This window comes from Duganella sp. CT11-25 (assembly GCF_047302815.1).
GTDB lineage: Bacteria > Pseudomonadota > Gammaproteobacteria > Burkholderiales > Burkholderiaceae_D > Rugamonas.
In genome coordinates this window covers 6,147,741-6,172,555 of the sequence record NZ_JBKBFD010000001.1, presented here as the reverse complement: position 1 = coordinate 6,172,555, position 24,815 = coordinate 6,147,741, and the positions used below count along the sequence as shown (strand labels likewise).

The 24,815-nt window shown below is 66.7% G+C and carries 27 protein-coding genes; 14 read left to right on the top strand and 13 right to left on the bottom strand.

Annotated features, from left to right (window positions below; all coding sequences use genetic code 11):
- Nucleotides 1-113 precede the first annotated feature (113 nt).
- The 10 genes from ACEN9F_RS26750 (at nt 114) to groL (ending at nt 9,839) form a co-directional block, all read left to right on the top strand.
- On the top strand, nt 114-2,429 hold the full coding sequence (locus tag ACEN9F_RS26750) for a DUF1549 and DUF1553 domain-containing protein (protein WP_413425031.1): 2,316 nt from the start codon (nt 114-116) through the stop codon (nt 2,427-2,429).
- Nucleotides 2,430-2,460: 31 nt separating this feature from the next.
- Nucleotides 2,461-3,906, top strand: coding sequence for a DUF1501 domain-containing protein (locus tag ACEN9F_RS26745; RefSeq protein ID WP_413425029.1), 1,446 nt, complete (start codon nt 2,461-2,463; stop codon nt 3,904-3,906).
- Nucleotides 3,907-3,921: 15 nt separating this feature from the next.
- A complete protein-coding gene (locus ACEN9F_RS26740) occupies nt 3,922-4,335 on the top strand; it encodes a CHRD domain-containing protein (protein WP_413425027.1) in 414 nt (137 codons plus the stop codon).
- Between the two features lie 96 nt (nt 4,336-4,431).
- Nucleotides 4,432-4,725, top strand: a complete 294-nt coding sequence (locus ACEN9F_RS26735; RefSeq protein ID WP_413425025.1) for a hypothetical protein — start codon at nt 4,432-4,434, stop codon at nt 4,723-4,725.
- A gap of 33 nt (nt 4,726-4,758) precedes the next feature.
- Nucleotides 4,759-5,349 (top strand): c-type cytochrome, encoded by a 591-nt coding sequence (locus tag ACEN9F_RS26730; protein ID WP_413425023.1) that lies wholly within the window; start codon nt 4,759-4,761, stop codon nt 5,347-5,349.
- Nucleotides 5,350-5,374: 25 nt separating this feature from the next.
- Entirely contained in the window at nt 5,375-5,956 is a 582-nt protein-coding gene (locus ACEN9F_RS26725) for a peroxiredoxin (protein ID WP_413425021.1), read from the top strand.
- 11 nt (nt 5,957-5,967) lie between these two features.
- Entirely contained in the window at nt 5,968-6,972 is a 1,005-nt protein-coding gene (locus ACEN9F_RS26720) for an SMP-30/gluconolactonase/LRE family protein (RefSeq protein WP_413425019.1), read from the top strand.
- 38 nt (nt 6,973-7,010) lie between these two features.
- The gene (locus ACEN9F_RS26715) at nt 7,011-7,478 is read left to right on the top strand and encodes a c-type cytochrome (protein ID WP_413425017.1); all 468 of its coding nucleotides are present in this window, start codon (nt 7,011-7,013) and stop codon (nt 7,476-7,478) included.
- Between the two features lie 2 nt (nt 7,479-7,480).
- Entirely contained in the window at nt 7,481-8,209 is a 729-nt protein-coding gene (locus ACEN9F_RS26710) for a lectin (protein ID WP_413425015.1), read from the top strand.
- Nucleotides 8,210-8,213: 4 nt separating this feature from the next.
- Nucleotides 8,214-9,839: a chaperonin GroEL gene (gene groL / locus ACEN9F_RS26705; protein ID WP_413425013.1), complete on the top strand. Its 1,626-nt coding sequence runs from the start codon at nt 8,214-8,216 to the stop codon at nt 9,837-9,839.
- Here groL and ACEN9F_RS26700 read toward each other — a convergent pair whose 3' ends face one another.
- Genes ACEN9F_RS26700 through ACEN9F_RS26655 form a run of 10 tightly spaced genes read right to left on the bottom strand, consistent with a single transcriptional unit; the run spans nt 9,840 to nt 17,255 of the window.
- The gene (locus tag ACEN9F_RS26700; RefSeq protein ID WP_413425011.1) at nt 9,840-10,493 is read right to left on the bottom strand and encodes a tetratricopeptide repeat protein; all 654 of its coding nucleotides are present in this window, start codon (nt 10,491-10,493) and stop codon (nt 9,840-9,842) included.
- Complete coding sequence (locus tag ACEN9F_RS26695) at nt 10,490-10,894, bottom strand: cytochrome c-type biogenesis protein CcmH (protein ID WP_413425009.1); 405 nt, start codon at nt 10,892-10,894, stop codon at nt 10,490-10,492. Before ACEN9F_RS26695 ends, ACEN9F_RS26700 begins: the two co-directional genes overlap by 4 nt.
- Entirely contained in the window at nt 10,887-11,414 is a 528-nt protein-coding gene (locus tag ACEN9F_RS26690; RefSeq protein WP_413425007.1) for a DsbE family thiol:disulfide interchange protein, read from the bottom strand. Before ACEN9F_RS26690 ends, ACEN9F_RS26695 begins: the two co-directional genes overlap by 8 nt.
- A 16-nt stretch (nt 11,415-11,430) precedes the next feature.
- A complete protein-coding gene (locus tag ACEN9F_RS26685) occupies nt 11,431-13,410 on the bottom strand; it encodes a heme lyase CcmF/NrfE family subunit (RefSeq protein ID WP_413425005.1) in 1,980 nt (659 codons plus the stop codon).
- Nucleotides 13,407-13,850 (bottom strand): cytochrome c maturation protein CcmE, encoded by a 444-nt coding sequence (gene ccmE, locus ACEN9F_RS26680; RefSeq protein ID WP_413425003.1) that lies wholly within the window; start codon nt 13,848-13,850, stop codon nt 13,407-13,409. Before ccmE ends, ACEN9F_RS26685 begins: the two co-directional genes overlap by 4 nt.
- On the bottom strand, nt 13,847-14,005 hold the full coding sequence (ccmD, locus tag ACEN9F_RS26675; RefSeq protein ID WP_413425001.1) for a heme exporter protein CcmD: 159 nt from the start codon (nt 14,003-14,005) through the stop codon (nt 13,847-13,849). The genes ccmE and ccmD overlap by 4 nt, the downstream gene beginning before the upstream one ends.
- Nucleotides 14,002-14,784 carry a heme ABC transporter permease CcmC gene (gene ccmC / locus ACEN9F_RS26670; RefSeq protein ID WP_413424999.1) on the bottom strand — a complete coding sequence of 261 codons (783 nt, stop codon included), beginning with the start codon at nt 14,782-14,784 and terminating at the stop codon, nt 14,002-14,004. Before ccmC ends, ccmD begins: the two co-directional genes overlap by 4 nt.
- Nucleotides 14,785-14,803: 19 nt before the next feature.
- A complete protein-coding gene (ccmB, locus tag ACEN9F_RS26665; RefSeq protein WP_413424997.1) occupies nt 14,804-15,472 on the bottom strand; it encodes a heme exporter protein CcmB in 669 nt (222 codons plus the stop codon).
- Nucleotides 15,466-16,116 (bottom strand): cytochrome c biogenesis heme-transporting ATPase CcmA, encoded by a 651-nt coding sequence (gene ccmA / locus ACEN9F_RS26660; RefSeq protein WP_413424995.1) that lies wholly within the window; start codon nt 16,114-16,116, stop codon nt 15,466-15,468. The genes ccmB and ccmA overlap by 7 nt, the downstream gene beginning before the upstream one ends.
- Nucleotides 16,116-17,255 carry a sigma-54 interaction domain-containing protein gene (locus tag ACEN9F_RS26655; RefSeq protein WP_413424994.1) on the bottom strand — a complete coding sequence of 380 codons (1,140 nt, stop codon included), beginning with the start codon at nt 17,253-17,255 and terminating at the stop codon, nt 16,116-16,118. The genes ccmA and ACEN9F_RS26655 overlap by 1 nt, the downstream gene beginning before the upstream one ends.
- A 226-nt stretch (nt 17,256-17,481) precedes the next feature.
- Here ACEN9F_RS26655 and ACEN9F_RS26650 point away from each other — a divergent pair, with 226 nt between their 5' ends.
- The gene (locus ACEN9F_RS26650) at nt 17,482-18,369 is read left to right on the top strand and encodes an RNA polymerase sigma-70 factor (RefSeq protein WP_413424992.1); all 888 of its coding nucleotides are present in this window, start codon (nt 17,482-17,484) and stop codon (nt 18,367-18,369) included.
- 6 nt (nt 18,370-18,375) lie between these two features.
- On the opposite strand, the gene ACEN9F_RS26645 is transcribed toward ACEN9F_RS26650, so the two are convergent.
- The gene (locus ACEN9F_RS26645; protein WP_413424991.1) at nt 18,376-19,383 is read right to left on the bottom strand and encodes a dienelactone hydrolase family protein; all 1,008 of its coding nucleotides are present in this window, start codon (nt 19,381-19,383) and stop codon (nt 18,376-18,378) included.
- A gap of 109 nt (nt 19,384-19,492) precedes the next feature.
- On the opposite strand from ACEN9F_RS26645, the gene ACEN9F_RS26640 reads away from it, so the two are divergent.
- The 3 genes from ACEN9F_RS26640 to ACEN9F_RS26630 all read left to right on the top strand — a co-directional run bounded on the left by ACEN9F_RS26640 (nt 19,493) and on the right by ACEN9F_RS26630 (nt 21,556).
- Entirely contained in the window at nt 19,493-20,191 is a 699-nt protein-coding gene (locus tag ACEN9F_RS26640) for a choice-of-anchor J domain-containing protein (RefSeq protein ID WP_413424989.1), read from the top strand.
- Between the two features lie 97 nt (nt 20,192-20,288).
- The gene (locus ACEN9F_RS26635) at nt 20,289-20,753 is read left to right on the top strand and encodes a carboxymuconolactone decarboxylase family protein (RefSeq protein WP_413424987.1); all 465 of its coding nucleotides are present in this window, start codon (nt 20,289-20,291) and stop codon (nt 20,751-20,753) included.
- A 158-nt stretch (nt 20,754-20,911) separates the two neighbouring features.
- Nucleotides 20,912-21,556: an FxDxF family PEP-CTERM protein gene (locus ACEN9F_RS26630; protein WP_413424985.1), complete on the top strand. Its 645-nt coding sequence runs from the start codon at nt 20,912-20,914 to the stop codon at nt 21,554-21,556.
- Nucleotides 21,557-21,612: 56 nt separating this feature from the next.
- On the opposite strand, the gene ACEN9F_RS26625 is transcribed toward ACEN9F_RS26630, so the two are convergent.
- Entirely contained in the window at nt 21,613-22,710 is a 1,098-nt protein-coding gene (locus ACEN9F_RS26625; protein ID WP_413424983.1) for a HupE/UreJ family protein, read from the bottom strand.
- Nucleotides 22,711-22,716: 6 nt separating this feature from the next.
- Nucleotides 22,717-24,807: a DUF3500 domain-containing protein gene (locus ACEN9F_RS26620; protein ID WP_413424981.1), complete on the bottom strand. Its 2,091-nt coding sequence runs from the start codon at nt 24,805-24,807 to the stop codon at nt 22,717-22,719.
- Between the last annotated feature and the right edge of the window lie 8 nt (nt 24,808-24,815).

Below are 24,815 nucleotides of genomic sequence, written 5' to 3'. Positions count from 1 at the left end.
AGAATATCCAGTGTAATCAAGTACATGAGCAGATTAGACGGGCTGGCACGATAGTTGCCATCTAAAGCATCAACACCGTCATCTCGTCCACGCATATTAGAAGGAGCAAGTCAGTGAACAAGCCCGCAATAAAGACGCTATCGATCGCCGTGCTGCTGAGTCTTTCCGCCGCGCTGTCGGCGGCCCCCGAGGACAAGCCGGCAGACGCCAAGCCCGCCGCCGCCGCGCCGGCCAAGGCCTGGGCCTATACCCCCGCGCAGCAGCCGGCGGTACCGAAGGTCAAGCAGAAAGCCTGGGTACGCACCCCGGTCGACGCCTTCATCCTGGCCAAGCTGGAAGAGAAAGGCCTGAAGCCCTCGCCCGACGCCGACCGCGCCACCTACATCCGCCGCGCCACGCTCGACACCTGGGGCCTGATCCCGACGCCGGAGGAAGTGCACGCCTTCGTCAACGACAAGTCGCCGGACGCCTACGAGAAGCTGGCGGACCGCCTGCTGTCGTCGCCGCACTACGGCGAACGCCAGGCGCGCCGCTGGCTGGACCTGGCGCGCTACGCCGACAGCGCCGGCTTCCAGAACGACACCACGCGCCCGAACAACTTCCGCTATCGCGACTACGTCATCAACGGCTTCAACGCCGACAAGCCGTTCGACCGTTTCATCAAGGAGCAGCTGGCCGGCGACGAACTGTGGCCCGACAGCCAGGAAGCGAAGATCGCCACCGGCTTCCTGGCCGGCTATCCGGACAACTCCAACTCGCGCGACCTGGTGCAGCGTAAATACCAAATCGCCACCGACATGACCGACCTGGTCGGCGAGACCTTCCTGGCCTCGACCATCGGTTGCGCGCGCTGCCACAACCACAAGGCGGACCGCGTCAGCCAGAAGGAATACTTCCAGCTGCAGGCGTTTTTCGCCAACACCAGCTTCGACGAGAAAGCCCCGGCGATCAAGGGCGAACAGGAACTCGCCTTCGAGAAGCAGCAGAACATCTACCGCGAGGCGACCAAGGATATCCGCGCCAAGCAGAAGGAAATCCTCGACACCGTGCGCACCGTCGGCGTCAAGTACCACAAGGAGCGCTACCTGACCGACAGCCGCGAGGCCATCTTCAAGCCCGAAGCGGAATGGACCGCGATGGACCGCTGGGTCAACTTCCGCCTGAAGACCGTCAGCACCGACCAGGACGTGGTGCAGTACCTGCGCCTGACCGCCGAAGACAAGGACAGCCCGGACTTCAATCCGGAGAACGTCGAGAAATGGAAGCAGTACCAGAAGCTGACCGCCGACATCCGCAAGTTCGACAAGCTGCGCCCTGAAAAAGGCAGCCTGACGCTGACCACCGCGACCGAGCTGGGTCACGCCGACTCGCCGCCGACCTTCGTCCGCTTCGGCGGCGTGCATGAGCGTCCGACCGACGAAGTCCAGCCTGCGCTGCCGGCCTTGTGGGCCGGCGCCAACGCCAGGCTGGAGATCAAGCCGGACGCCAACTCGTCGGGCCGCCGCACCGCGCTGGCCAATTGGCTGGCCAGCCCGGACAACCCGCTGACGGCGCGCGTCTACGTCAACCGGGTATGGAGCCAGTACTTCGCCAACGGCATCGTCTCGACGGTGGCCGACTTCGGCCGCGCCGGCCAGAAGCCGACCCACCCGGAACTGCTGGACTACCTGGCCACCGACTTCGTCAAGCAAGGCTGGAGCGTCAAGAAGCTGCATCGCCAGATCCTGCTGTCGAGCGTCTACCGCCAATCGTCGGGCCAACGCGACGACGTGCTGAAGGCCGATCCGGACAACAAGCTGCTGGCGGTCTATCCGCGCAAACGCCTGGAGGCCGAAGCGATCCGCGATTCGCTGCTGGCCGCCTCGGGCCAGCTGGAAGACAAGATCGGCGGTCCCGCGGTGTTCCCGCAAGTGCCGAGCAATTTCAACGCCGGCGCCCTGTGGACGCCGTCCAAGGATCCGAAGGAGCAGAACCGCCGCAGCGTGTATGTCTTCGTGCGCCGCAGCGTGCCGTATCCGCTGATGCAGAGCTTCGACCTGGCCGACCCATCCCACGCCCACCACAAGCGGGACGTGACCACCACGCCGCTGCAGGCCCTGACGCTGTTCAACAGCGACGTGGTGTTCGGCTGGTCGCAGGCGCTGGCCGGCCGCGTGCTGCGCGAAGCCGGCAAGGATGAAACCGCACAGCTGAACCGGCTGTACGAAATCCTGTTCTCGCGCGTGCCGACCAAGACCGAAAGAGTGGCCTTGAAGGAGTTCCTCGACAAGGAGGAAAAAATCATCCTGGCCAAGAACGCCGAAGGCAAGTTTGAAGTCGCCGTTCCGGTCGGGGCCAAAGGCCAGCAAATCAATCCAGTCCGGGCGGCGGCGTTTGTCGACCTGGTTCACGCAGTCGCCAATTCCAACGACTTCGCCTACCGCTTCTAAATCTCTTACACGAAAATAAAAGGACAGCACCATGAGCATCCATTCACGTCGCGACTTCCTGCTTAAATCCGGCCTTGGCATCAGCGCCGGCGCCCTCACCAGCCTGCTGCCTGGCGGCGGCCTGCTGCACGCGGCAACCGCCGCCGAACTGGCCGATCCGCTGGCGCCCAAGCAACCCAACTTCCCGGCCAAGGTCAAGTCGGTGATCTGGCTGCATCAGAACGGCGCCCCAAGCACGCTGGACCTGTTCGACTACAAGCCGGAGCTGATCAAGCTGGCGGGCCAGGATGTGCCGGCCTCGTTCCTGAAAGGGATCAAGACCAGCACCCAGGGCGGCGTCGGCAAGCTGTACGCCTCCAAGCGCACCTGGAAGCAGTCCGGCCAAAGCGGTTCGTGGTTCTCCGACCTGGTGCCGAACATCGCCACCCAGTCGGACAAGATCGCCTTCATCAAGTCCAGCGTGACGGTGGGCGCCACCCACGACATCTCGATCCTGAAGCTGAACACCGGCGACCTGAGTCCGGGCCGCCCGTCGCTGGGCGCCTGGGTCAGCTACGCGCTCGGCTCGGCCAATCCCGACCTGCCGCCCTATGTGGTGCTCTACAACGGCAAGAGCGAGCCTAGCGCCGGTTCGGTCAACTGGAACTCCGGCTTCCTGCCGGCGGTGTACCAGGGCACGGCCTTCCGTCCCGGCCCGTCGCCGATCCTGTACCTGGAGCGCCCTGAGCTGCGCACCGCCGAACAGCAGCGCGCCTCGCTGGACCTGCTCAAGCGCCTCAACAACGACGGCGCCGCGCGCTACTCGGCCGACACCGAACTGAAAGCCCGCGTGCGCTCCTACGAGCTGGCCGACCGCATGCAGGTCGCCGCGCCGGAAGCGGTGGACCTGAACAAGGAAAGCGACGCCACCAAGGAACTGTACGGCATCAACGACGAAACCAGCTCCAGCTACGGCACCACGCTGCTGCGCGCGCGCCGCCTGGTGGAACGGGGCGTGCGTTTCGTCCAGGTGGTCACCGGCGCGCCGGACGGCCAGACCGAGATCACCAGCTGGGACGCGCACAGCGACCTGGAAAAGAACCACAAGGTCAACGCCCGCATGATCGACAAGCCGATCGCCGGCCTGCTGGCCGACCTGGAATCGCGCGGCCTGCTGGAATCGACGCTGGTGGTGTGGACGTCGGAATTCGGCCGCACTTCCTACGGCCAGAGCGGCAATGGCCGCGACCACAACCCATGGGGCTACACGCAATGGATGGCGGGCGGCGGCGTCAAGGCCGGCTTCACCTACGGCGCCACCGACGAAATCGGCCTGCAGGTGGCCGACAAGGATACCGCGGTCGATACCTACGACCTGCACGCCACCGTGCTGCAGCTGCTGGGCCTGGACCATTTGAAAACCACCTTCCTCAACAACGGCCGTTCCGAGCGTCCGACCGTCGTCTACGGCAAGGTCATTAAAGAACTGCTGGTTTAACTTCGAGATCCCACTATGAAAAAACATACTATCGCACTGTCCCTGATCCTGTCGCTGGGCGCCGCGCTGGCGCAGGCCGGCGAAACCAAGGTCGTCCTGAGCGGCGCTGAAGAAACCCCGGCCGTCACCACCAACGCCAGCGGCAGCGGCGCCATCACCGTCGCCGAAGGCGCCGGCCACGCCGTCAGCGGCAGCATCACCACCAGGGAGGTGCAAGCCACCGCGGCCCACATCCATGCGGCCGCGCCGGGCAAGAGCGGTCCGCCGGTGATCACGCTGTCCAAGACCGGCGACAACACCTGGTCGGTGCCGGCCGGCGCCACGCTGAACGACGAGCAGTACGCCAGCTACCTGGCCGGCAACCTGTACATCAACGTGCACAGCGCCGACCACAAGCCGGGCGAGATCCGCGGCCAGCTGCGTCCATAAGAACAGGCCTCCATGCGTAAAGTTATTTTGCTCGTCGCAGCCTCGATGTTCCTGTCGACCGGTGTCCGGTCGGCAGAGGAGCTCAGTGTAGATCTGATGCAGAACATCGAGGACACCAACAAAAGCCTGTCGTCGAATATCGCGTTAAGCAACAAGGCCGGCGCCACGGCGGACGCCAAGGAGCTGACGCAGATGTTCGCCGACGTCGAGACCTTCTTCGACCACAAGGGCGATGCGAAGAACGCGGTGGACCTGGCCAGGCAAAGCAAGGAACTGTCGACCGATATCGTCGGCTTTGTGGCGGTCAATAATTTTGAATCGGCCACCACCGCCGCCACCACGCTGTCGCGCACCTGCCGCACCTGCCACACGTTTTACAAGAAGGAGTAGCTTATTTTCAGAGCATTGCAGACGGCTGCCTGGATGCTGTTGATGCTCCCCGCCTTTGCCGCGCCACCGGGCGACCCGGTGGCCGGCAGGGAGAAGGCCGACGCCGAACGATGCCTGGAGTGCCACGGCGTCGCCGGCGAAGGCCAGGGTTTCAGCAACGGCACGGAGGGCAAGTTCGCCCGCCTGGGCGGCCAGCATCCGGACTACATCATCAAACAGGTACAGGACTTCCGCAGCGGCAAGCGCAAGAACGATTTCATGAAGATGATCGCCTCCGGGATCAGCGACGCCGACCTGGCCGATATCGCCGCCTACTTCGCCGCGCAACCCGCCATGCCGTCCGGCGCGGCACCGAAGGACACCGCCGCCCACCGCTTGTACGCGAATGGCGATCCGGCCCGCAAGCTGCCCGCCTGCGCCAGCTGCCACGGCGAAGGCGGCAAGGGCGCGGCCGGTGTGGGACCGGTGATCGGCGGCCAGGGACTGCGCTACCTGGAGCAGCAACTGCAGGACTGGCGCAACGGCAGCCGCAACAACAGCGCGGGCGGCATCATGAACCAGCTGACCGCGCCGCTGACCGACGCCGAGATCGAAGCGCTGGCGCGCCATGTATCAGAGATGTAGACAACCAACCATACAAGGGGATCGAATGAAACACATAGTCATCGCAACGCTGCTGGCGGCAGCTTTCACGCTGCCGGCCAGCGCCGCGCTCAAGGAAGGCGACGCCGCACCGGCCTTCAAGGTACAAGCCTCACAGGCCGGCAAGGCCTTTTCCTTCTCGCTCAAGGACGCGCTGAAGAAAGGGCCGGTGGTGGTGTACTTCTACCCTTCCGCCTTTACCGGCGGCTGCAACATCCAGGCCCATACCTTCGCCGTCAATCACGATAAATTCAGCGCCGCCGGCGCCACCGTGGTCGGCGTCTCGCTGGACAGCATCGCGCGGCTGAACGAGTTCTCGGCCGATCCGAACTACTGCGCCGGAAAATTCCCGGTCGCGGCGGATGCCAACGGCGACATCGCCAAATCCTACGACCTGGCGATCCGCGAAATCGCGGCCGGCAAGAAGGACACGCGCGGCGTCGAGATCGACCACAACGCCGCCGAGCGCACCACCTTCGTCATCACCCCGGACGGCAAGATCGCCGCCGCCGTGGGCGGCCTGACGCCGGAAGCCAACGTCGAGAAGGCGCTGGCCACGGTGCAGCAGCTGGCGCGTAAAAAATCCTGAAGGAGCAGACCATGAAAAACTACAGCATCTGGAAGCCGCACCTGGCCGCCGCCGTCGCCGCCGGCCTGACGCTGGCGGCCGCCGACATCACCGCGCAGACCGCGCCGGACGTCGGCAAGGTCACGCCGGCCATCGCCGGCGTGGTGGCGGCGGGCACGCCGATCCAGCTGATCAAAGAAGGCTTCAGCGGAACCGAAGGTCCTGTTGGCCTGCCGGACGGCAGCCTGATTTTCACCGAGACCACGGCCAACCGCATCACGCGCATCGCCGCCGACGGCTCGACCTCGACCTACCTCGACAACAGCAACGGCTCCAACGGCTTGGGCTTCACCGCCAACGGCGACCTGTACGCGGTCCAGGTGCAGAAAACGCGGGTCGGCATCGTGTATCCCGCTTCGCATGCGCGCACGCTGGCGGATCAATACGACGGCAAGCCGTTCGGGCGCCCCAACGACCTGGTGGTGGACCGCAATGGCGGCGTGTACTTCACCGACTCCGGCGCGCCTCCGCGCCCTGCCGGTTCGCCCGCGCCGGCCGAGCAGCCGGTGGTGGCCAAGCCCGCCGTGTACCACATCACCCCGGCCGGCGAGCTGCAGCGCATCGCCGCCGACATCGAACGCCCGAACGGCATCCAGCTCAGCCCCGACGAGAAAGTGCTGTACGTGGCCAATACCGCCGGCGAACACGTGCTGGCCTACGACATCGGCGCCGACGGCAGCGTCGGCGCGCGCCGCAACTTCGCCAGGCTGGAAGGCTGGCGCAAGACGGACACCGGCACCACCAGCGGCGCCGACGGCCTGGCGGTCGACGGCGGCGGCAGGCTGTATGTGGCGTCCGCCGCGGGCATACAGATCTTCTCCAGCGAGGGCGAATCTCTGGGCGTGATCGCGTTGCCGAAAGCGCCGCAAAACCTGGCCTTCGCCGGCCCGGACAAGAAGACCCTGTACGTGGTCGGACGCGGTGCGGCCTACAAGATCGCCCTGCTGGCGGAAGGCTACGGCGGTCGCTCCAAATAGTTTTTTAACCTGACGATGGGACACAGATGAAACAAGGTATGAAGAAAATTCTCGCGCCGTCGCTGGCGGCGGTGCTGCTGGCGGCAAGCTTTGGCGCGACGGCGCAGCAAGCTCCCAAGCCTGAGCAGCTGATCAAATGGCGCCAGTCGGCATTCCAGGTGGTGGCCTGGAACACCGGCCGTATCAAGGCGTCGGTCGATGGCCAGTACAACAAGGACGAGGTGCTGCGCGCCGCCAACGCGATCGCCGCCATCGCCAACTCGGGCCTGGGCGCGCTATTCGCACCGGGCACCGAGCAAGGCAAGGGCTGGCACGACACCAGCTCCAGGCCGGAACTGTTCAAGGACCCCAAACGTTTTGGCGAACTGAGCGCGGCCTTCGGCAAGGAAGCCAGCGAACTGGCGACGGTCGCCGGCGGCGGCGACCTCGCCGCCATCAAGGCCCAATTCGGCAAACTGCAGCGCACCTGCAAATCCTGCCACGACGACTTCAAATCCAAAGACTAGCCATGACCAAGACCTTACATAAAAAACTGATCTGCGGCGCCGTCACGGCGCTGTGCCTGGCGTCCAACGCCTACGCCCAGGCTCCGGCTCCAGCCGCGCCGCAGGCGCCCAACACCGCGCGCTCGACCGATCCGGCCAAGCCGCTCAGCTTCTTCGTCACCAGCGAAGGCCTTGGCAAAGGCGCGGACCTGGGCGGCGTGGCCGGCGCCGACGCGCACTGCCAGAAGCTGGCCGATTCGGTCGGCGCCGGCAAGCAGAGCTGGCGCGCCTACCTGAGCACGCAGGCGGCGGACGGCAAGCCCGCCATCAACGCCCGCGACCGCATCGGCAACGGCCCGTGGTTCAACACGCGCGGCGGCGTGGTGGCGCGCGACGTCGCGCACCTGCATGGCGATACGGTCGACGCGGCGCGTCTCGGCAACAACCTGTCGCGCACCACCGCCCTGACCGAGAAGAATGAACCGGTGAAGGGTGCCGGCGACAAACCGAACGAGCATGACATCATCACCGGTTCGCAGCCGGACGGCCGCGCCTTCGCCGACGCCGCCGACCATACCTGCAAAAACTACACGACCAGCGCGGCGGACGGCTCTGTGCAACTGGGGCACTTCGACCGCACCGGCGGCGGCAACACCTCGTGGAACGCCGCCCACCCGAGCCGTGGCTGCGGCCAGGCCAACCTGGTCGCGACCGGCGGCGCCGGCCTGCTGTACTGCTTCGCCGCCAACTGAGCCTATGACCGCTAAAGAAGTCATATTCGGCGACAGCGCCCGCCGCCGGCTGGCGGCGGGGGTCGACCTGCTCGCCAATGCGGTCAAGACGACGCTGGGGCCGAAAGGCCGCAGCGTCGTGCTGGATCGCGGCTATGCGTCGCCGGCGCTGACCAGGGATGGCGTGACCGTGGCGCGCGAGATCGACTTCGCCGATCCGCTGCGGAACATGGGCGCGCAACTGGCGAAGCAGGCCGCCGCCCGTACCGGCGACGCCGCCGGCGACGGCACCACCACCGCCACCTTGCTGACGCAGGCCATCGTGCGCGAAGGCATGAAGCACGTCGCCTCCGGTTTCAGCCCGATGGAGCTCAAGCGCGGCATCGACCAGGCGGTGGCCGCCATCGTCGCCGAGCTGGCCGTGCTGGCGCGCCCGGTGGCGAGCAGCCAGGAAATCGCGCAGGTGGCGTCCATTTCCGCCAACGGCGACGCGGCCATCGGCGACATCATCGCGCGCGCCTTCGAGCGCGTCGGCAAGGATGGCGTGATTACCGTGGAAGACGGCCCTTCCCTGCAGGACGACCTGGTCGTCTCCGAGGGCCTGCAGTTCGAACGCGGCTACCTGTCGCCCTACTTCATCAGCGACGCCGCCCGCCAGGTGGCGGAGCTGGAGCGTCCGCTGATCCTGCTGGCCGACATCAAGATCGCCAACATCCGCGAACTGCTGCCGCTGCTGGAGCTGGTGGCCAAGGCCGCACGTCCGCTGCTGATCGTGGCGCAGGACGTCGAAGGCGACGCGCTGGCCGGGCTGGTGGTCAATCATACACGCGGGCTGCTGAAATCCGTCGCCGTCAAGGCGCCGGGATTCGGCGAGCGGCGGCGTGAAAGCCTTGAAGACCTGGCGGCGCTGACCGGCGCGCGCGTGCTGTCCGACGACAGCGGGCTGACGCTGGCGCAGGTGTCACTGGGAGACCTGGGCCAGGCACGACGTGTCGAGGCAGGCAGGGAACACACCATCGTCATCGACGGCGGCGGCACGCCTCGGCAGATCGCAACGCGCTCGGAACAGATCAAGGCGCAAATCGATGCCACGTCCGCCGGCTATGACCGCGACAAGCTGCAGGCGCGTCTTGCAGGCCTGGCAGGCGGCGTAGCCGTGATACGCGCCGGCGCCGCCACCGAGTCGGCGCTGACGGAGAAAAAGGCAAGGCTGGAAGACGCCCTGCACGCCACACGCGCAGCCATCGCCGAAGGTGTGGTGACGGGAGGCGGCGTTGCGCTGTTGCGCGCCCGGCAGGCGATAGGCCAGCTACGCGGCGCCAACGCGGACCAGGACGCCGGCATCGCCATCGTATTGCGGGCTGTCGAAGAGCCGTTGCGGCAAATCGTCGTCAATGGCGGCGGCGCGCCCTCCGTGGTGGTCGAGCGCGTGCTGCAAGGTACGGGAGGTTTCGGCCACAACGCCGCCGATGGCAGCTACGGCGACCTGGTTGAACTGGGTGTTCTCGATCCAGCCAAGGTCACGCGGACGGCGCTGCAGAACGCGGCCTCGGTCGCAGGGCTGCTGCTGACCATCGATAGCGCCGTCTACGCCATCCCGCTGCCGCCGGACGCGCATGACGATCACCATCATCACGAAGAAGCGGCTTAGTTACCGCCCTTCCGCCTTGGCGATGTTATTTGAAATCGACCGGCCGATATCCGAATCGGCCGGTACCAGCGCCAATATCTTCTTCCATGGCTTGACGGCGCCCGCCGCATCGTCCCGCTCCAATGCCGCACTGCCCGACAAGGCCAGCGCCTGTATATGATTCGGGTCGATGGCCAACGCCTTCGCCAGATACACCTCAGGCTCGCCCGCGAGCGTCGTATTCAGCGTCATGCCCAGCACCACCGCGTAATCCACCAGCATGTCGGCATTGTTCGGCTCCAGCGCAATCAGGCGCCGGTAGGCGTCGGCCGCCAGGTCGAAACGACGCAGCGTTTCATACGAACGGGCCAGCATGCGCCAGCCGTCGGCGTCATTCGGCTGGCCGGCCAGGCGCTTGGCGAGGCCAGCGACCATCTTCTCTATCTGCTCCGGTCCCACCTGCGCCGCCGCAGGCTCCGGCTGCAGGCCCTTGGGATTGCCGACGGCCGCATACAGCGTCACCGCCAACAGCGGCACCAGCAGCGCGACCGCGATCACAGGCCAGCGTTGACGCGGCACGGCGTCGCCGGCGGGAGCACGACGCCACAGCGGTGGCAGGACGAAGCCAAGACTACAAGCCAGCATCAGGCCGGCGATCAGGATAAAGCTGTTCATTCGTTTTCCTCCAATACGGGATCGTCCGCGCCAAGTCCGCGCCGGCGCAGGTTGACCAGCAGCGCAGCCAGTCCGGCCACCAGCAAGGCGAAAGGGCCGATCCACAACAGCAGGGTCGCCGCGTTGAACGGCGGCCGGTACAGCACAAAATCGCCATAGCGCTGCACCATGAAATCGATCACCTCCTGCTCGGAACGTCCCTGCGACAACTGGGTGCGCGCTTCCTTCTTCAAGTCCAGCGCCAGCTGCGCATGCGAGTCGGCGATGCTCTGGTTCTGGCACACCAGGCAGCGCAACTGCTGCGCCACGTGGTCCACGCGCTTCTCCAGCGCCGCGCCGTCGTCGGCGTGAGCGACGAGCGCCGCACCGGCCAGCAACAGCAGGGCACACCATCTACGCACGATTCAGCTCCTTGATCAGCGGCAGCAGCTTCCCGTGCACCAGATCCGGCGTGACCGGACCGATGAGCTTCAGGCGTATCAGTCCGTGCTTGTCGATCACAAAGGTCTCCGGCACGCCGTACACGCCGAACTCGATGCCGGTCTTGCCGTCGCCGTCAAAGACCGACACCTGATAAGGATTGCCGAACTCCTTCAGCCATTTCTGGCTGTCGCCGCGCGCGTCGTTGTAGTTCAGGCCCACGACCGGCGCCGCCGCCAGCCGCGAGAATTCCAGCAGCGCCGGATGCTCCACGCGGCACGGCCCGCACCAGGAGGCCCAGACATTCAGCACCCACACCTTGCCTTCCATGTCCTTGGAATGGAAAGTGAGGCGGGCATCCTCCACCTGCGGCAGCGTGAAGGCCGGTGCGCGCTTGCCGATCAGCGGCGATGGAATCTCCTGCGGCTTCAGGCGCAGGCCTATGCCCAGGAAAACCAGCAGCACCACGAAGCCGCCCAGCGGCAGTATGTATCGTTTCATCGTCATTCCTCTTTCATCAAGCCGTCGCCACGCGCCCGCCGGCAGGCTCGGCGGCGGCGGCGCGCTTGCCCAGCCGGTAGCGCCGGTCGGCGGCCGCGAGCAGGCCGCCGCCGGCAATAATCAAACAACCCGCCCAGATCCAGCCGATGAAGGGTTTGCGTTGCATGCGCACCAGCCATGTGCCATCCTTGCCTGGTTCGCCCAGCGACAGGTAGACGTCGCGCGTGAAGCCGCGATCGATGGCGGCCTCCGTCATCGGCATCTGCTGGACGGTGTAGTAGCGCTTCTCCGGCTGCAGCACCAGCACGCGGCCGCCTTCGTCGCGCACCTCGAAGGTGGCGCGCGCGGCGATGTAATTGGGGCCGTCGACTTTCTGCAGCGCCGTGAAGCTGTAGCGCCAGCCGTTGCTGACGATGCTGTCACCGACGCGCATGCTGGCGTCCTCGGAGACCTCGCCGCTTTTGACCAGCGTCACACCGGCCACAAACACCGCGATGCCGGCGTGCGCCGCCAGCATGCCCCAGTAGCTCAGCGGCTGCTTCGCCACGTGACGGCGGAACGATACGCCCTCCCCCGGCTCGGCCAGGCGCCGCACCAGATGCAGCGCGGTGCCCAGCAGTATCCACGCCGCCAGCATCAGCCCCCCGGCCGCGGCCAGCGAAAACTTCCAGGTCAGCCACGCCGCCAGTCCAAACAGCAGCGACGCCTGCGCCACGCGCGAGACGCGTTCCAGCACCGGCCGCAACGCGGCGGACTTCCATTCGACGAATGGCGCCGCCGCCATCAGCAGCAGCACCGGCAGCATCAGCGGTGCAAACACCGATTCGAAGTACGGCGCGCCGACCGAGATCTTGCCGAGGTCCAGCGCATCGAGGAACAGCGGATACAGGGTACCCAGCAGGATCGAGGCGGCGGCGGTCAGCAGCAGCACGTTGTTCAGCAACAGCAGCGATTCGCGCGAGAACAGCGCAAAGCGCCCGCCCAGTCCCACCGACGGCGCGCGCCAAGCAAACAGCACCAGCGAGCCGCCGATGACCAGCGCCAGGAACACCAGGATGAACAGGCCGCGGCTCGGATCGGTGGCAAACGCATGCACCGACGTCAGCACGCCGGAGCGCACCAGGAAAGTCCCCAGCAGCGACAGCGAGAACGCAAGGATGGCCAGCAGCACCGTCCAGTTCTTGAAGCTGCCGCGTTTTTCCACCACCGCCAGCGAATGGATCAGCGCCGTGCCCACCAGCCAGGGCATGAAGGAGGCGTTTTCCACCGCATCCCAGAACCACCAGCCGCCCCAGCCCAATTCGTAGTAGGCCCAGAAGCTGCCCATGAAGATGCCCAGTGTGAGGAAGGACCACGCCACCAATGTCCAGGGCCGAGACCAGCGCGCCCACGCGGCGTCCAGCTGGCCGCTGAGCAGTGCCGCAATCGCAAACGCGAAGGCCACGGAGAAGCCGACATAGCCCATGTACAGCAGCGGCGGGTGGATGATCATGCCGAAGTCCTGCAGCAGCGGATTGAGATCGCCGCCGTCGCGCGCCGCCGGCAGCAGCCGGTCGAATGGATTCGACGTGAACAACATGAACAGCAGGAAGCCGACGCTGATCCATGCCATCACCGCCAGCACGCGCGCCGTCAACGGCGCCGGCAGCTGACGGCTGAACAGCGCCACCGCCAATGTCCACACGGCCAGTATAAGCACCCACAGCAGCAGCGAGCCTTCGTGCCCGCCCCACACCGCCGCTACGCGGTAGTGCACCGGCAGCATGGCGTTCGAATGGGCGGCCACGTAGGCGACCGAAAAGTCGTTGCCGACAAAGGCGTACACCAGGCTGCCGAAGGCAAACACGACGAACGCGAACTGCCCCGCCGCCGCCGGCCGCGCCAGCGCGATCCAGCGTGGATTATTGCGCCATGCGCCCAGCAGCGGCAGGCTGCCCTGCACCAGCGCAAGGCAGAGCGCCAGCATCAGCGCGAAGTTACCCAGTTCCGCGATCATTTATCCACCTTTGCGGACTGCCGCCCTTTCTTGAGCGCGTAGGCGGCGTCCGGCGGCATATAGTTTTCGTCGTGCTTGGCCAGCACCTCGTCGGCGACGAAGCGATGGTCGGCACCCAGTTTTCCTTGAGCGACCACGCCCTTGCCTTCCTTGAACAGGTCCGGCAGGATGCCGCGATAGTGCACCGGCAGCCGCTGCACCGTGTCGGTGACGATGAAGCTGACGGTGACGCCGTCGGCTTCGCGCTTCAGGCTATTCAGTTCCACCATGCCTCCCATGCGGAAGCTCTTGTTGCGCGGCGCCTCGCCGGCCAGTATCTGCGTCGGCGTGAAGAAGAACACCAGGTTTTTCTGGAACGCCGACAGGATCAGCCATGCCGCCAGCGCCAGGGCGCCGAGTGCGGCGGCCACCAGCGCCAGCCGCTGCTGCCTGCGCGTCATGGGCGTGCTCCCGCCGCGCGCAAGGCGGCACGCCGGCGCAGCGCCAGCGCGGCCTGCTCGCCGCCGACCGCCAGCGCAACCACCGCGAACGAGCCCCACACATACAGGGCGTAGCCGCCCATGTCGATCAAATCGCTCCAGCTATCCCAAATCATTTCCGCTCCGTGATGTAGCGTTGTACCCATTCCGTGTGCCGTTCGCGCTCCAGCACGATGGCGCGCAACCTTTGCAGCACCGCCGCGCCGGCATAAGCCCACAACGCCAGCGCCATGATCAGCATCCCTTGCAGCATCAAGGCCGCCATGGTCGGCGCGCTGCGCAGCGAGACCGAGGATCCCTGGTGCAGCGTGTTCCACCACTGGACCGAAAAATAGATGACCGGCACATTGACCACGCCCACCAGCGCCAGCACGGCGCCGGCGCGGTCGGCGCGGCGCGGGTCGCTGATCGCCGCCTGCAGCGCCATGAAGCCGATGTAGAGGAACAGCAGGATCAGCTCCGACGTCAGGCGCGCATCCCACACCCACCAGGCGCCCCACGTCGGCTTGCCCCACAGCGCGCCGGTCCACAACGCCAGGAAGGTGAAGATCGCGCCGGTCGGCGCCAGCGCGCTGGCCATCATGGCCGACAGTCGGGTGTTCAGCACCAGGCCGACGCCGGCCCAGAAAGCCATCGCCAGATAGATCACCATCGACAGCCACGCGGCCGGCACGTGCACGAAGATGATGCGGTAGGAGTCGCCCTGTTGATGGTCGGTCGGCGCGGCGAACAGGCCGATGTACAGGCCGACGGCCCCCAGCAGCGCTGCGGCCGTGTGCAGCCACGGTATGAGCCGGTCGGCCAGCGGCAGGAAGGCCTGCGGCGACGCATAACGCAGCCAGCGCCCCGTGCGCGGCTGACCGCCTGCGGTGAGAGGTGTTCCGATGCTCAGCACTTTGATGTTCCCTTCATATTCATTCCAGTGATATGCGCAGCGCCGAGGCGGTGGCCCACGGCGCCAGCGCGGCGGCGCCGGCCAGCAGGCCTCCCAGCAGCAGCAGGTTGGCTTCCGCGGCGGTGCCGCCGGCCTCCGCCACCGCCGCGCCGGCGCCGAAGATCAGCACCGGCGCGTACAGCGGCAACACCAGCAAGGCCACCAGCACGCCGCCGCCACGCACATCCAAGGTCAATGCCGCGCCGATCGCGCCCACCAGGCTCAGTGCCGGCGTGCCGATCAGCAGGCTCAATGCCAGCGACGCCGTGGCTTGCGCGTCCAGGCCGAATTGCAGCGCCAGCAAAGGTGTCAGCAAGACCAGCGGCAGCCCGCTGATCAGCCAGTGCGCGGCCACCTTGCCGGCCACGATCAGCACCAGCGGTTCCGGCGACAGCAGCAACTGCTCCAGCGTGCCGTCCGCGTGATCCAGTCCAAACAGCCGGTTCAGGGCCAGCGTGCTGGCCAGCAGCGCCGCCACCCACAGCACGCCCGGCCCCAGTGTCCGCAGCAGTTCCGGCTCCGGCCCCACACCCAGCGGGAACAGCGTGCAGACGATGACGAAGAACACCAGGGTACTCAGCACATCGGTGCGGCGGCGGAACGCCAGCAGCAGGTCGCGCCGTATCACAAGCAGCAGCGCGTTCAGCATGGCGCCAACCGGTCGAGATCGAACTGTTCCAGCCGGCGCGCCTGCAAGGCCTGCGCCTGGTGCGTGGTGTAGACCAGCATGCCGCCCGCCGCCAGATGACGGTTCAAGGTGCGGCACAAGTTCTGCACCGCCGCCTGGTCCAGCGCGACGAACGGTTCGTCCAGCAACAGCAGGGGCGGCAGCGGTTCGACCGCCAGCCGCGCCAGCGCCACGCGGCGCCGCTGCCCCTGCGACAGCGCGCGCGCCGGCAGGTCGGCGGCGCCGCCCAGGCCGACGCTGACCAAGGCCACCACCGCCTGCTCGCGGCTGCACGCGGTGCCGGACAGGTTGCTGGCGGTGGCCACGTTCTCCCACGCCGACAGGTCGTCCTTGACCGCGCTGGCGTGGCCGCAGTAGATCAGCTGGCGGTGAAAGTCCTCGCGCAGCTGCTGGATCGGCTTGCCGTTCCAGCGCACTTCTCCCGACAGCGGACGTCCGAGGCCGCACAGCAGCCGCAGCAGACTGGTCTTGCCGCTGCCGTTGCGGCCCTTGAGCCACAGGGCTTCGCCGCTTTGCAATTCAAAATTCAGATCGCTGAACAGCTGGCGCTCGCCGCGCGCGCACGCCAGCCGGTGCGCCTGCAGGCGCATGCTTTCCGCCGCCATCAATGCTGCAGCACTTCGCCGTGGCTGGCCGCCGTGCCGCCGACCACCGCCAGCTCGCCGCCGCCCTCGAAGCCGATCAAGCCGAAGCGCTTCAGGTGCGTGCGCAGGATGTTCCGGCTGATGCCCAGCACGCGCGCGGTCTGCACCTGGTTGCGGTTGCAGTTGTCGAAGGCCGTGCGCACCACGGTCTCCTCGACGCGCTCGAACAGGTCCGGCTGGTCGGCGTCGATCATGCTGTTGACCAGCGCCGCCAGTTGCTGCTGGAAGCCGGCCGCGCTGGACGCCGGCGTCGCCGCGATCACCGCCTGCCGCGGATGATGATGCTGGGTGCGATGCGTGATGCCGGTCAGCTTCAGGTCTTCCGCCTGGATGGTTTCATCGCGGCAGACGATCAGCGCGAAGTGGATCACGTTTTCCAGTTCGCGGATATTGCCAGGCCATTCGTAGGACAGCAGCGCCACCTTCGCATCGGCGGACAGGCCGACGTTTTGCAGTTTCAGCTTGCCGCTGTAGACCTCGATGAAGTGGCGCGCCAGCGGCAGGATGTCGCCGCTGCGCTCGCACAGCGGCGGCAGGTGCACGGTCGCCACGCCGAGCCGGTAGTACAGGTCGGAGCGGAAGCGGTCGGCCGCTATCGCCTTGTGCAGGTCGACGTTGGTGGCGGCCACCAGGCGGACGTTGAGCGGGATCGGATGGCGTGCGCCCAGGCGCACCACCTGCCGCTCCTGCAGCACGCGCAGCAGCTTGACCTGCAGGGCCAGCGACAGGTCGCCGATCTCGTCGAGGAACAGGGTGCCGCCGTTGGCCGCCTCGAACCAGCCGGAGCGCGCCTGCGTGGCGCCGGTGAAGGCGCCCGCCTCATGGCCGAACAACTCGGCGTCGATCAGCGATTCGCTGAAGGCGCCGCAGTTGACCGCCACGAAAGGCCCGCGCCGCTCGCTCTGGTTGTGGATGTGGCGCGCGATCAGCTCCTTGCCGGTGCCGGTCTCGCCGATAATCAGGGTGGTGGCGTCGCTGCGCGCGATGCGCTCCACCTGCTGCAGCAACTCGGACGAACGCGGATCGTGAAACAGCATCGCCTTGGCGCGTATCGACAAGGTCATTCCGGACTGGTCAGGGAAGGTAAGCAGTTTGTCCACGGCGGATCCTGTTATTGTTAAGAAGTCATGTCAGACTAAGTGAGTTTTGTTGCGGTGCACACGAATCATTCCGAACATAGAAATTCACATTCTGGATAAAGGCGTCGCCTCCCTCTTGGCCAGTGGCGCTGCTCAAAAACCAGCACCGCATCAACAGTTGTGCAACACTGTCACAAACAACAATGCTGTCGCGTCTAAGGTACACAGCCACTACTTTTTTACAGCCATGACCGATTCCACCTCCCCCGCCGAACTGGCCAGCTTTGCCGCCCTGCGGCCGCGGCTTTTCTCCATCGCCTACCGCATGCTGGGCACGCGCGCCGACGCCGAGGATGTGGTGCAGGACGCCTGGCTGCGCTGGCACGGCAGCGAACAACAGCAGGTGCAGTCGGCCGAGGCGTGGCTGGTGACGATCACCACCCGCCTCTCGATCGACCGCCTGCGCTCGCGCATGGCCGAGCGCGAATCCTATGTGGGCTGGTGGCTGCCGGAGCCCATCGTCGAGATGGACGAGAACACGCCCGAGAGCAGCGCGGAGATGGCCAGCGAAGTGTCGGTGGCGTTTTTGTGGGTGCTGGAGCGGTTGTCGCCGGAGGAGCGCGCGGCCTTCCTGATGCGCCAGGTGTTCGATCACGACTACGCCGACATCGCCGGCATGCTGGGCAAGAGCGAAGCGGCGTGCCGGCAGATGGTGCACCGCGCGCAGGAGCGCGTGCAGCAGCAAAAGCCGCGCTTCGACGTACCCAAGGACCAGCACCGAGAGCTGCTGGGCAAATTCATGGAGGCGGCCAAGGTCGGCGACCGCGCGGCCATGAAGTCGATGATGGCCGACGACGTGCAGCTGGTGGCCGACGGCGGCGGCAAGGTCAACTCCTTCCTGCACATCCTGCATGGCGCGGGACGGGTGGCCGGCGTGTACTGGTCGCTGGAACACCAGAATCCGCTGCAGGTGGTCTACCGCCAGGTGCGCGTCAACGGCGCGCCTGGCATCGTGCGCTATGTGAACGGCAAGCTGGAGTCGGCGCAGTCCTTCCTGGTCGAGGATGGCCGCATCGTCTCCATCTTCATCGTCCGTAACCCGGACAAGCTGACCGGGGTGCCGCAAACCATTTGAGCAGGGCTACTTCGCGCCGAAGAACAGCTGCTGGACAAAGGCCGTCACGTCGCCGCGCGCCTGCCTGAGCGCCGCCTCGTTGCGGCCGACGTGCACGCCCAGCCGGGTGCATCGGTTGTAGAAGTCGGTCAGCTTGGCCGGATCCAGCGTGGCGCCGGTCAGTTCGGCGTGGATGGTCCAGGGTTCGATATCCCAGCGCACCACGCCGCACGGTATCGTGGTCGGCGCCTTGGGCAGGAAGATCGGCGCGTAGGTGGCGTCGAACGAATGGTAGGCGCCGGCGTACTGGATCGTACGGATCGGCGCTCCGGCCTCGGCATACCTGGCCGCCAGCGATACGCAAGGGGCGGCGCCGGTGTAGTCGTCGGCCGCGCCGAGCAGGTTGAGGATCGGAGCGCCGGTGATTTGCCGCGACCAGTACATCTGGTTGCAGCCGCTGTAGAGCGGTATGTGCAACGCAAACTTCAAGTCGGACTTGATCACCGCATGCCGCAGCGGTTCGATGGCGGCGCGGAACGCGGCCGCGCCACCGCGCGAGAATCCCATCACACCGATGCGCGCGGGATCGATGCGCGGGTCGTCCGCCAGCAGTTGCAGCGCCTGCAGGGCGTCCATCAGGTTGGCGGACTGCGGCACCAGCGTCTGGTCCTCGACGGTGCGGACCACGCCGCGCGGCTCGAAGCTGCTGACCACAAAGGTGGCCACGCCGATCGCATTGAGCGTGCTCACCCACATCTGCGTATTGGCTTCGATGCCCGCGCTGCCGTGCAGGATCACCATCGCCGGCACCGGCTTTTCCTTCACGCGCGGGAAGGCCAGGTCGCCCCAGACGCGCTGCGGCGCCCAGTTCTGCCGCCGCTCGCGGGCCAGATCGTACATGGTCGCCGGCGTGTAGCTGTCGAACTCGATGCGGACGCTGTTGCGGTCGGTGGTCTGGCTTTGCGCGCGTGCACCGGGCGCAACGGCGGCGGCCAACACCAGCAGCAACGTGCCTAGGAGGGTAGCTTGCTTCATCGGGTCGCCCGGTCGGTTAAATTGCCAATAATTCTACAAAAAATATCAACAAATTGGTAAAATTAATTTAATGACACTAACTTGACACCGACCAAAGGAGCCCTCCGCGATGCGACCGACCATACTCCCGGCGTTGATTGCGGCGCTGCTCTGCGGCGCCAGCGCCAGCGCCAGCGCGGCCACGATCTCGGAGGATTTCGACCACGGGCTGCCCAGCGGCTGGACGGTCGTCAACAACAGCCAGCCGGCCGGGACGACGTCCTGGTTCCAAGGCGACCAAACCATCTTTACGGCGGAGCAAGGCGCCGGCGACAGCTACCTTGCCGCCAACTTCCACTCCGGCGCCGGCGCGGCCAACCTGAGTACATGGCTGATCCTGCCCACCCAGACCTACAACAACGGCGATGTGCTGTCGTTCTCCACCCGCACCTCGGACTTTTCCTTCTTTCCCGACCGGCTGGAGGTACGCTTCAGCCGGGTCGGCGGCACCGACGTGGAAAACAGCGCCGCCGGCGTCGGCAGCTTTTCCACGCTGTTGCTGAGCATCAATCCCGCGCAGCAAGTATTTGGCTACCCCGATGTCTGGACCCGCTACAGCGTCGCCCTCAGCGGGCTGACCGGCCCCACCGGCGGCGCGCTGGCGTTCCGCTACGTGGTGGAAGACGGCGGCCCCGGCGGCCAGAACTCGAACTATATCGGCATCGACAGCCTGCGCGTGGCCGCCGTACCCGAGCCGGACAGCTGGCTGATGCTGGGGGCCGGCCTGGGGCTGGCCGGCCTGGTGCGGCGGGGACGGCAACGGCGCTGAAAATTTTTTCCGCCAGGCTGTCACAAGCGGCGAAGCCAGCCCGTCTTACAGGTATAGAGAGCGCAATCGTGCGCGATCCAACCTGAAAGGTACCATCATGACTCACGCTGCCCGTATCTCCTTCTTCCAACTCGCCCCGGCCAACCTGCAAGCCATGATCGGCCTGTCCGGCTCCGTCAAAAAAAGCTCGCTGGGCGTGCGCATCGTTGAACTGGTCAACCTGCGCGTGTCGCAGATCAACGGCTGCGGCGTCTGCGTCGACATGCATTGGCGCGACCTGATCAAGCAAGGCGCCGAGCCACGCCACCTGAACGCCATCGCCGGCTGGCGCGAAGCGCCGTTCTTCACCGAGCGCGAACGCGCCGCGCTGGGCTGGGCCGAAGCGGTCAACGCACTGCCGCAGAAAGACGACACCGACGCCGCCTACCGCGAACTGCGCGAGCATTTCAATGAGACGGAAACGGCCGAACTGGCTTACGCCATCGCCGTCATCAAGGGTTGGAACCTGATCAACCTGAGCCTGCGCAACCAGATCCCGGAAGTGCCGGCGCCAGGCTTCTAATAAAGTTGCGCCGCAGCTACTATCTAGTTACTTTGTTACAATATTTTTGTCCACAATGAAACTAAATCGTGCTATTCTTGGCACCAGGCTGCGGTACCCCAACACTTGCTATTGCTGGCCAATCATTTTCCTGCAGTATTTATCAAGGATGGCCAAACATGAAACCAGCAAAATTAATCACCTCCATCGCGGCGCTTGCGCTCGCGCTCTCCACGGGCCTGGCCTCGGCAGCCGCCGGCGGCAATGGCAAAGGCAACAACGGTAATGGCAACGGCAATGGCGGCGGCAGCGGCGGTTCGACCACGCCCGTGCTGGCGACCTGTTCCGGCACCAATATCTCGGTCGCGGGCGCCAGCTGCCTCGGCTTCTTCTCCGGCAACCTGAACGGCAACAACCCGAGCCTGAGCGCGATCAACACCGACCTGGCGTCGTGGGGCGTGAACCTGACCAGCGCGGTCGCGTCGAGTTCGATGCTGTCCAACCTGAGCAGCAACAACGCCAGCCACACCATCGATTTCACCCAGCAGCTGTACGGCACCACCATCATCGGCATCCACTACGGCAACGTGACCGGCGCCAACGGCGTCACGTCGAACAATGTCACCGCGTTCTACCGCTTCGACGCCGGCAACACCACCGGCATCGACAGCTTCACGACCTCGTTCGCGTCGCTGTCGAACGCCACGCTGTATTCCACCGGCCTGGCGCCGGTCGCCGCCGTGCCGGAACCCGGCACCTATGCGATGCTGCTGGCAGGCCTGGGCCTGATGGGCTTTGTGGCCCGCCGCCGCCAGCAGAAATAAGCCGCGCGACCGCGCAGCAAAAAGCCCCGCCCGGCACGAGCCCGGCGGGGCTTTTTTCAACTGCGCTGCGTCATCCACAGCACGGCCATCGCGCCGGCAAGCGCGGCGGCTATCGGCCGCACGCGCCGGTAGCCCGGCCGCCGCGCCAGCAGCACCAGCACGGGCGCAGCGACGGCCACGATCAGCATCTGCACGGTCTCGATGCCGAGGTTGAAGGCGAGGACGCCGGCGGCCAGCCGCGCGCCGCTCAATTGCAGCTCGCGGATCGCCGACGCGAACGCCAGCCCGTGCACCAGGCCGAAGCCGGCCGCGATCCAGCCTTCGCGGCGCGGGAAGATCGGACGCCAGGCGTGCAGCGCCGAGACCAGGATGGACGCGGCGATCGCGAACTCCACCGGCTGCTCCGGCACCTTGACGGCGCCGGCCGCGCCCAGCATCAGCGTCAACGAATGGCCGAGCGTGAACGCCGTCACCACCTTGGCCAGGTAGACGGCCAGGTGGCGCGTGCCGCCATAGCCTTCCCACTGCCCGTCCCTGGCCAGCAGGGCCGCCGGCAACAGCAGCGTCAGCAGGAACAGCAAGTGGTCGCTGCCCTCGGCGATGTGTTGCATGCCAAGCTTGAACAGGTCGGCGCAGCCGGCCCACCAGCGCGGATCGGCGCCGGCGACGTCCAGGCTGCGCTGGCCGAAACGCAGCGTGCCGAGCAGGCGCGGCTGCGCGTCCGCCCCCGCGCGCAGCGCCACCACGGTCAGGTGGCTCGGCACCCGGTGCGCGATGGCGTCGTCGGCAAAGGTGAAGCGGTCCAGCGGCGCGCCGGCCGGCGGACGCAGCGTCATCGTCGCCACCAGGTCGGCCGGCTGCCGGTCGAGCAGCCAGCGCAGGCGCTCGACCTTGACCACCCACGCGCGCCCGTCGGGGGCGACGGGACGGATGTGCGCGGCCAGGTAGGCCGCCATCTCCGCGTCCGCTGCGGGCATGGGCCGGTCGAACGCCAGCTTGAGTTCGGCTATCGGCAGGACCAGTTCGGCGGCGATGCCGCCGGCACGGCTCTCCAGCAGGACTTCCGACTGCGGCGACGGGTGGGCGCCCACCGCCGCCATCGTCAACGCCAGGCCGCACGCGGCGGCCAGGCGGCTAAGGTAGCGCTGCAGCATGGGACGTCAGAAGCTCCCGCCGTAGTCGGCCGTCTTGTCGCGCCAGATGGTGTGGTAGTGGACGTTGCTCGTGTAGAGCACGCCCGCCTGCACGACGAACTCGATCCATACGCGCGGGCCGTCGATGCGGATGTAGGAGTGTTGCGCATCGAGCGGCGACGACAGCGAGTTCGCGAAGGGACTGAAGTCGGCCTTGACGCCGTTCTGGCCGACGCCGTAGGCCACGTAGGTGGCGGCCAGCGCGTCGTCGGCCAGGTAGGCGCCCAGCAGCGTGCTGGCGACGTCGGACGCCTGGGTGTTGACCCATGCTTCAATCGCCGCCCGCACATAGGCTTTTTGCGTGGCGTTCATGGCCGGGTACTGCAGGCCGCGCGCGCTGGTCGGATAGACCAGCGTCTTGAAGTTGCCGTCGCTGTTGCCCGAGGCGCCCATCAGCACATCGGTGAAGGTGCCTGACAGCTTGGCGGCCGCCGAGGCCGCGCTGTCGGCGTAGATCGCTTCCGCCAGGTTGTAGACGGCGGCGCGCTGCTGCTCCATCGGCGCATGCGCCTTGCCGGCGCTGGCCGCGTTGCTGGTCACGGTGACGGTGCCGTCGGCTGCGACAGTCCAGTTCGGCGGTTCGACGCCGACGAAGGTTGGCGTGGCGCTGACCTTGCCGGTGTTGTAGGTGATGTTGTAGGCCAGGTGGTGGCCGGCCACTTGCAGTATCCACGGCGAGGTGGCCGACGGCGTGCCGACGAAGGCGATCGAGTACTGGTCGGAGCCATAGCCGCCGACGCCGCCTCCCCCACCGGTGCCGGTTGGCGGCGTGCCTGTGCCATCGGCAGGGAATGTCCCGGTCGGCGGCACGCCGGTGCCATCGGTCGGGACGGTGCCGGTCGGCGGTACGCCGGTGCCGTCGGTCGGCATCATCCCGCCGCCGCCCGCGCCTTGCGCGCTGGCCAGCACCTGGTCGGCCGCGCGCAGTTCGTTCAGCAGCGTGATGCCGGTGGCGCTCAAGGCCTTGGCGATGACGGTGTTGGCCGCCGCCAGCTGGGCCGCGCTCAGCGTGCTGGTGTTCAGGCGCAGGCCGTGGCGGTCGCCCGGCAGGTTGGTCCACTGGATCGCGTTGGCCAGCGCGTAGTCGAACAGCACGGTGGTCGACGCGGTGGCGGACGTGGCGACGCTCTTCTGGTCGGCCGACAGCGTGGCCAGGAAGGCGTTGGCGGCGTTGACCACGGCGGGCGTGTTGGCGCCGGCGCTGATGACGTTGACCGTCAGCGCGACGCTGTTGCTGGTGGCCGTGCCGGCGGTATTGGTCGCCACCACTTTGTAGGCGCCGGCGCTGCTGGCGTTGGCGGTGGTGATGCGGTAGATGCGCGAGGTCGCGCCCGGGATGGCGATATCGTTGCGGTACCACTGGTAAGACACGCTGACGCCGTTCACGGCGACCCAGAGCGTGGCGCCGGTGCCGCCGTTGACCGTCTGCGTCACCGGTTGCACGTTGATGACCGGCGCCGTCACGGACGACGAGACGGCGATGGTGGCGGTGGAGCTGGTGACCGAGCCTGCCGTGTTGCCGGCCACGACGGTGTAGTTGCCTGCGGCCGAGGCGGCATAGGCGGCGTGGGTGGCGCCATCGATGGCGGCGCCGTCCTTGTACCACTGGTAGCCGATTTCGCTGCCGTCGGCGGTCACCGACAGCGTCTGGCTGGTGCCGGCCAGGATGGTCGCGTCCTGCGGCTGCGCCGTGATGACAGGCGTGGTGGTCAGCGTGATCGCCGCGTTGGCGCTGGTGACGGCGCCGTCCGAGGCGGTCACCACCACATAGTAGGTGCCGGCCGCCGAGGCGGTGTAGGTGGCGGCGGTGGCGCCGGCGATGGCGCTGCCGTCCTGATACCACTGGTAGGTCAGGCTGGTGCCGCTGGCCACCACCGACAACACGCTGTTGGAGCCGGAGACGATGGCGGCAGCCGCCGGCTGGGTGGTGATCGTTGGGCCGCTGGTGGTGGTGCTGGCGGCGCTGGTGGACGACGAGTCTGAACTATTGCCGCAGCCCGACAACAGCAATGACAACGAGGCAGCATAGACGGCAACCGTCCGGTGTGAAATAGGCATGGTTCGCT

What these genes read in the sequence shown, in the direction of transcription:
- ACEN9F_RS26715 (WP_413425017.1), top strand. Translation starts at nt 7,011, where the DNA reads ATGAAGAAAATTCTCGCGCCGTCGCTGGCGGCGGTGCTGCTGGCGGCA.
- ccmB (WP_413424997.1), bottom strand. Translation starts at nt 15,472, where the DNA reads ATGCTGAACGCGCTGCTGCTTGTGATACGGCGCGACCTGCTGCTGGCG.
- ACEN9F_RS26720 (WP_413425019.1), top strand. Translation starts at nt 5,968, where the DNA reads ATGAAAAACTACAGCATCTGGAAGCCGCACCTGGCCGCCGCCGTCGCC.
- ACEN9F_RS26745 (WP_413425029.1), top strand. Translation starts at nt 2,461, where the DNA reads ATGAGCATCCATTCACGTCGCGACTTCCTGCTTAAATCCGGCCTTGGC.
- groL (WP_413425013.1), top strand. Translation starts at nt 8,214, where the DNA reads ATGACCGCTAAAGAAGTCATATTCGGCGACAGCGCCCGCCGCCGGCTG.
- ccmD (WP_413425001.1), bottom strand. Translation starts at nt 14,005, where the DNA reads ATGATTTGGGATAGCTGGAGCGATTTGATCGACATGGGCGGCTACGCC.
- ACEN9F_RS26690 (WP_413425007.1), bottom strand. Translation starts at nt 11,414, where the DNA reads ATGAAACGATACATACTGCCGCTGGGCGGCTTCGTGGTGCTGCTGGTT.
- ACEN9F_RS26700 (WP_413425011.1), bottom strand. Translation starts at nt 10,493, where the DNA reads ATGAACAGCTTTATCCTGATCGCCGGCCTGATGCTGGCTTGTAGTCTT.
- ACEN9F_RS26630 (WP_413424985.1), top strand. Translation starts at nt 20,912, where the DNA reads ATGAAACCAGCAAAATTAATCACCTCCATCGCGGCGCTTGCGCTCGCG.
- ACEN9F_RS26650 (WP_413424992.1), top strand. Translation starts at nt 17,482, where the DNA reads ATGACCGATTCCACCTCCCCCGCCGAACTGGCCAGCTTTGCCGCCCTG.
- ACEN9F_RS26730 (WP_413425023.1), top strand. Translation starts at nt 4,759, where the DNA reads ATGCTGTTGATGCTCCCCGCCTTTGCCGCGCCACCGGGCGACCCGGTG.
- ACEN9F_RS26735 (WP_413425025.1), top strand. Translation starts at nt 4,432, where the DNA reads ATGCAGAACATCGAGGACACCAACAAAAGCCTGTCGTCGAATATCGCG.
- ACEN9F_RS26740 (WP_413425027.1), top strand. Translation starts at nt 3,922, where the DNA reads ATGAAAAAACATACTATCGCACTGTCCCTGATCCTGTCGCTGGGCGCC.
- ACEN9F_RS26620 (WP_413424981.1), bottom strand. Translation starts at nt 24,807, where the DNA reads ATGCCTATTTCACACCGGACGGTTGCCGTCTATGCTGCCTCGTTGTCA.
- ACEN9F_RS26725 (WP_413425021.1), top strand. Translation starts at nt 5,375, where the DNA reads ATGAAACACATAGTCATCGCAACGCTGCTGGCGGCAGCTTTCACGCTG.
- ACEN9F_RS26710 (WP_413425015.1), top strand. Translation starts at nt 7,481, where the DNA reads ATGACCAAGACCTTACATAAAAAACTGATCTGCGGCGCCGTCACGGCG.
- ACEN9F_RS26645 (WP_413424991.1), bottom strand. Translation starts at nt 19,383, where the DNA reads ATGAAGCAAGCTACCCTCCTAGGCACGTTGCTGCTGGTGTTGGCCGCC.
- ACEN9F_RS26640 (WP_413424989.1), top strand. Translation starts at nt 19,493, where the DNA reads ATGCGACCGACCATACTCCCGGCGTTGATTGCGGCGCTGCTCTGCGGC.
- ccmE (WP_413425003.1), bottom strand. Translation starts at nt 13,850, where the DNA reads ATGACGCGCAGGCAGCAGCGGCTGGCGCTGGTGGCCGCCGCACTCGGC.
- ACEN9F_RS26635 (WP_413424987.1), top strand. Translation starts at nt 20,289, where the DNA reads ATGACTCACGCTGCCCGTATCTCCTTCTTCCAACTCGCCCCGGCCAAC.
- ACEN9F_RS26685 (WP_413425005.1), bottom strand. Translation starts at nt 13,410, where the DNA reads ATGATCGCGGAACTGGGTAACTTCGCGCTGATGCTGGCGCTCTGCCTT.
- ccmA (WP_413424995.1), bottom strand. Translation starts at nt 16,116, where the DNA reads ATGGCGGCGGAAAGCATGCGCCTGCAGGCGCACCGGCTGGCGTGCGCG.
- ACEN9F_RS26625 (WP_413424983.1), bottom strand. Translation starts at nt 22,710, where the DNA reads ATGCTGCAGCGCTACCTTAGCCGCCTGGCCGCCGCGTGCGGCCTGGCG.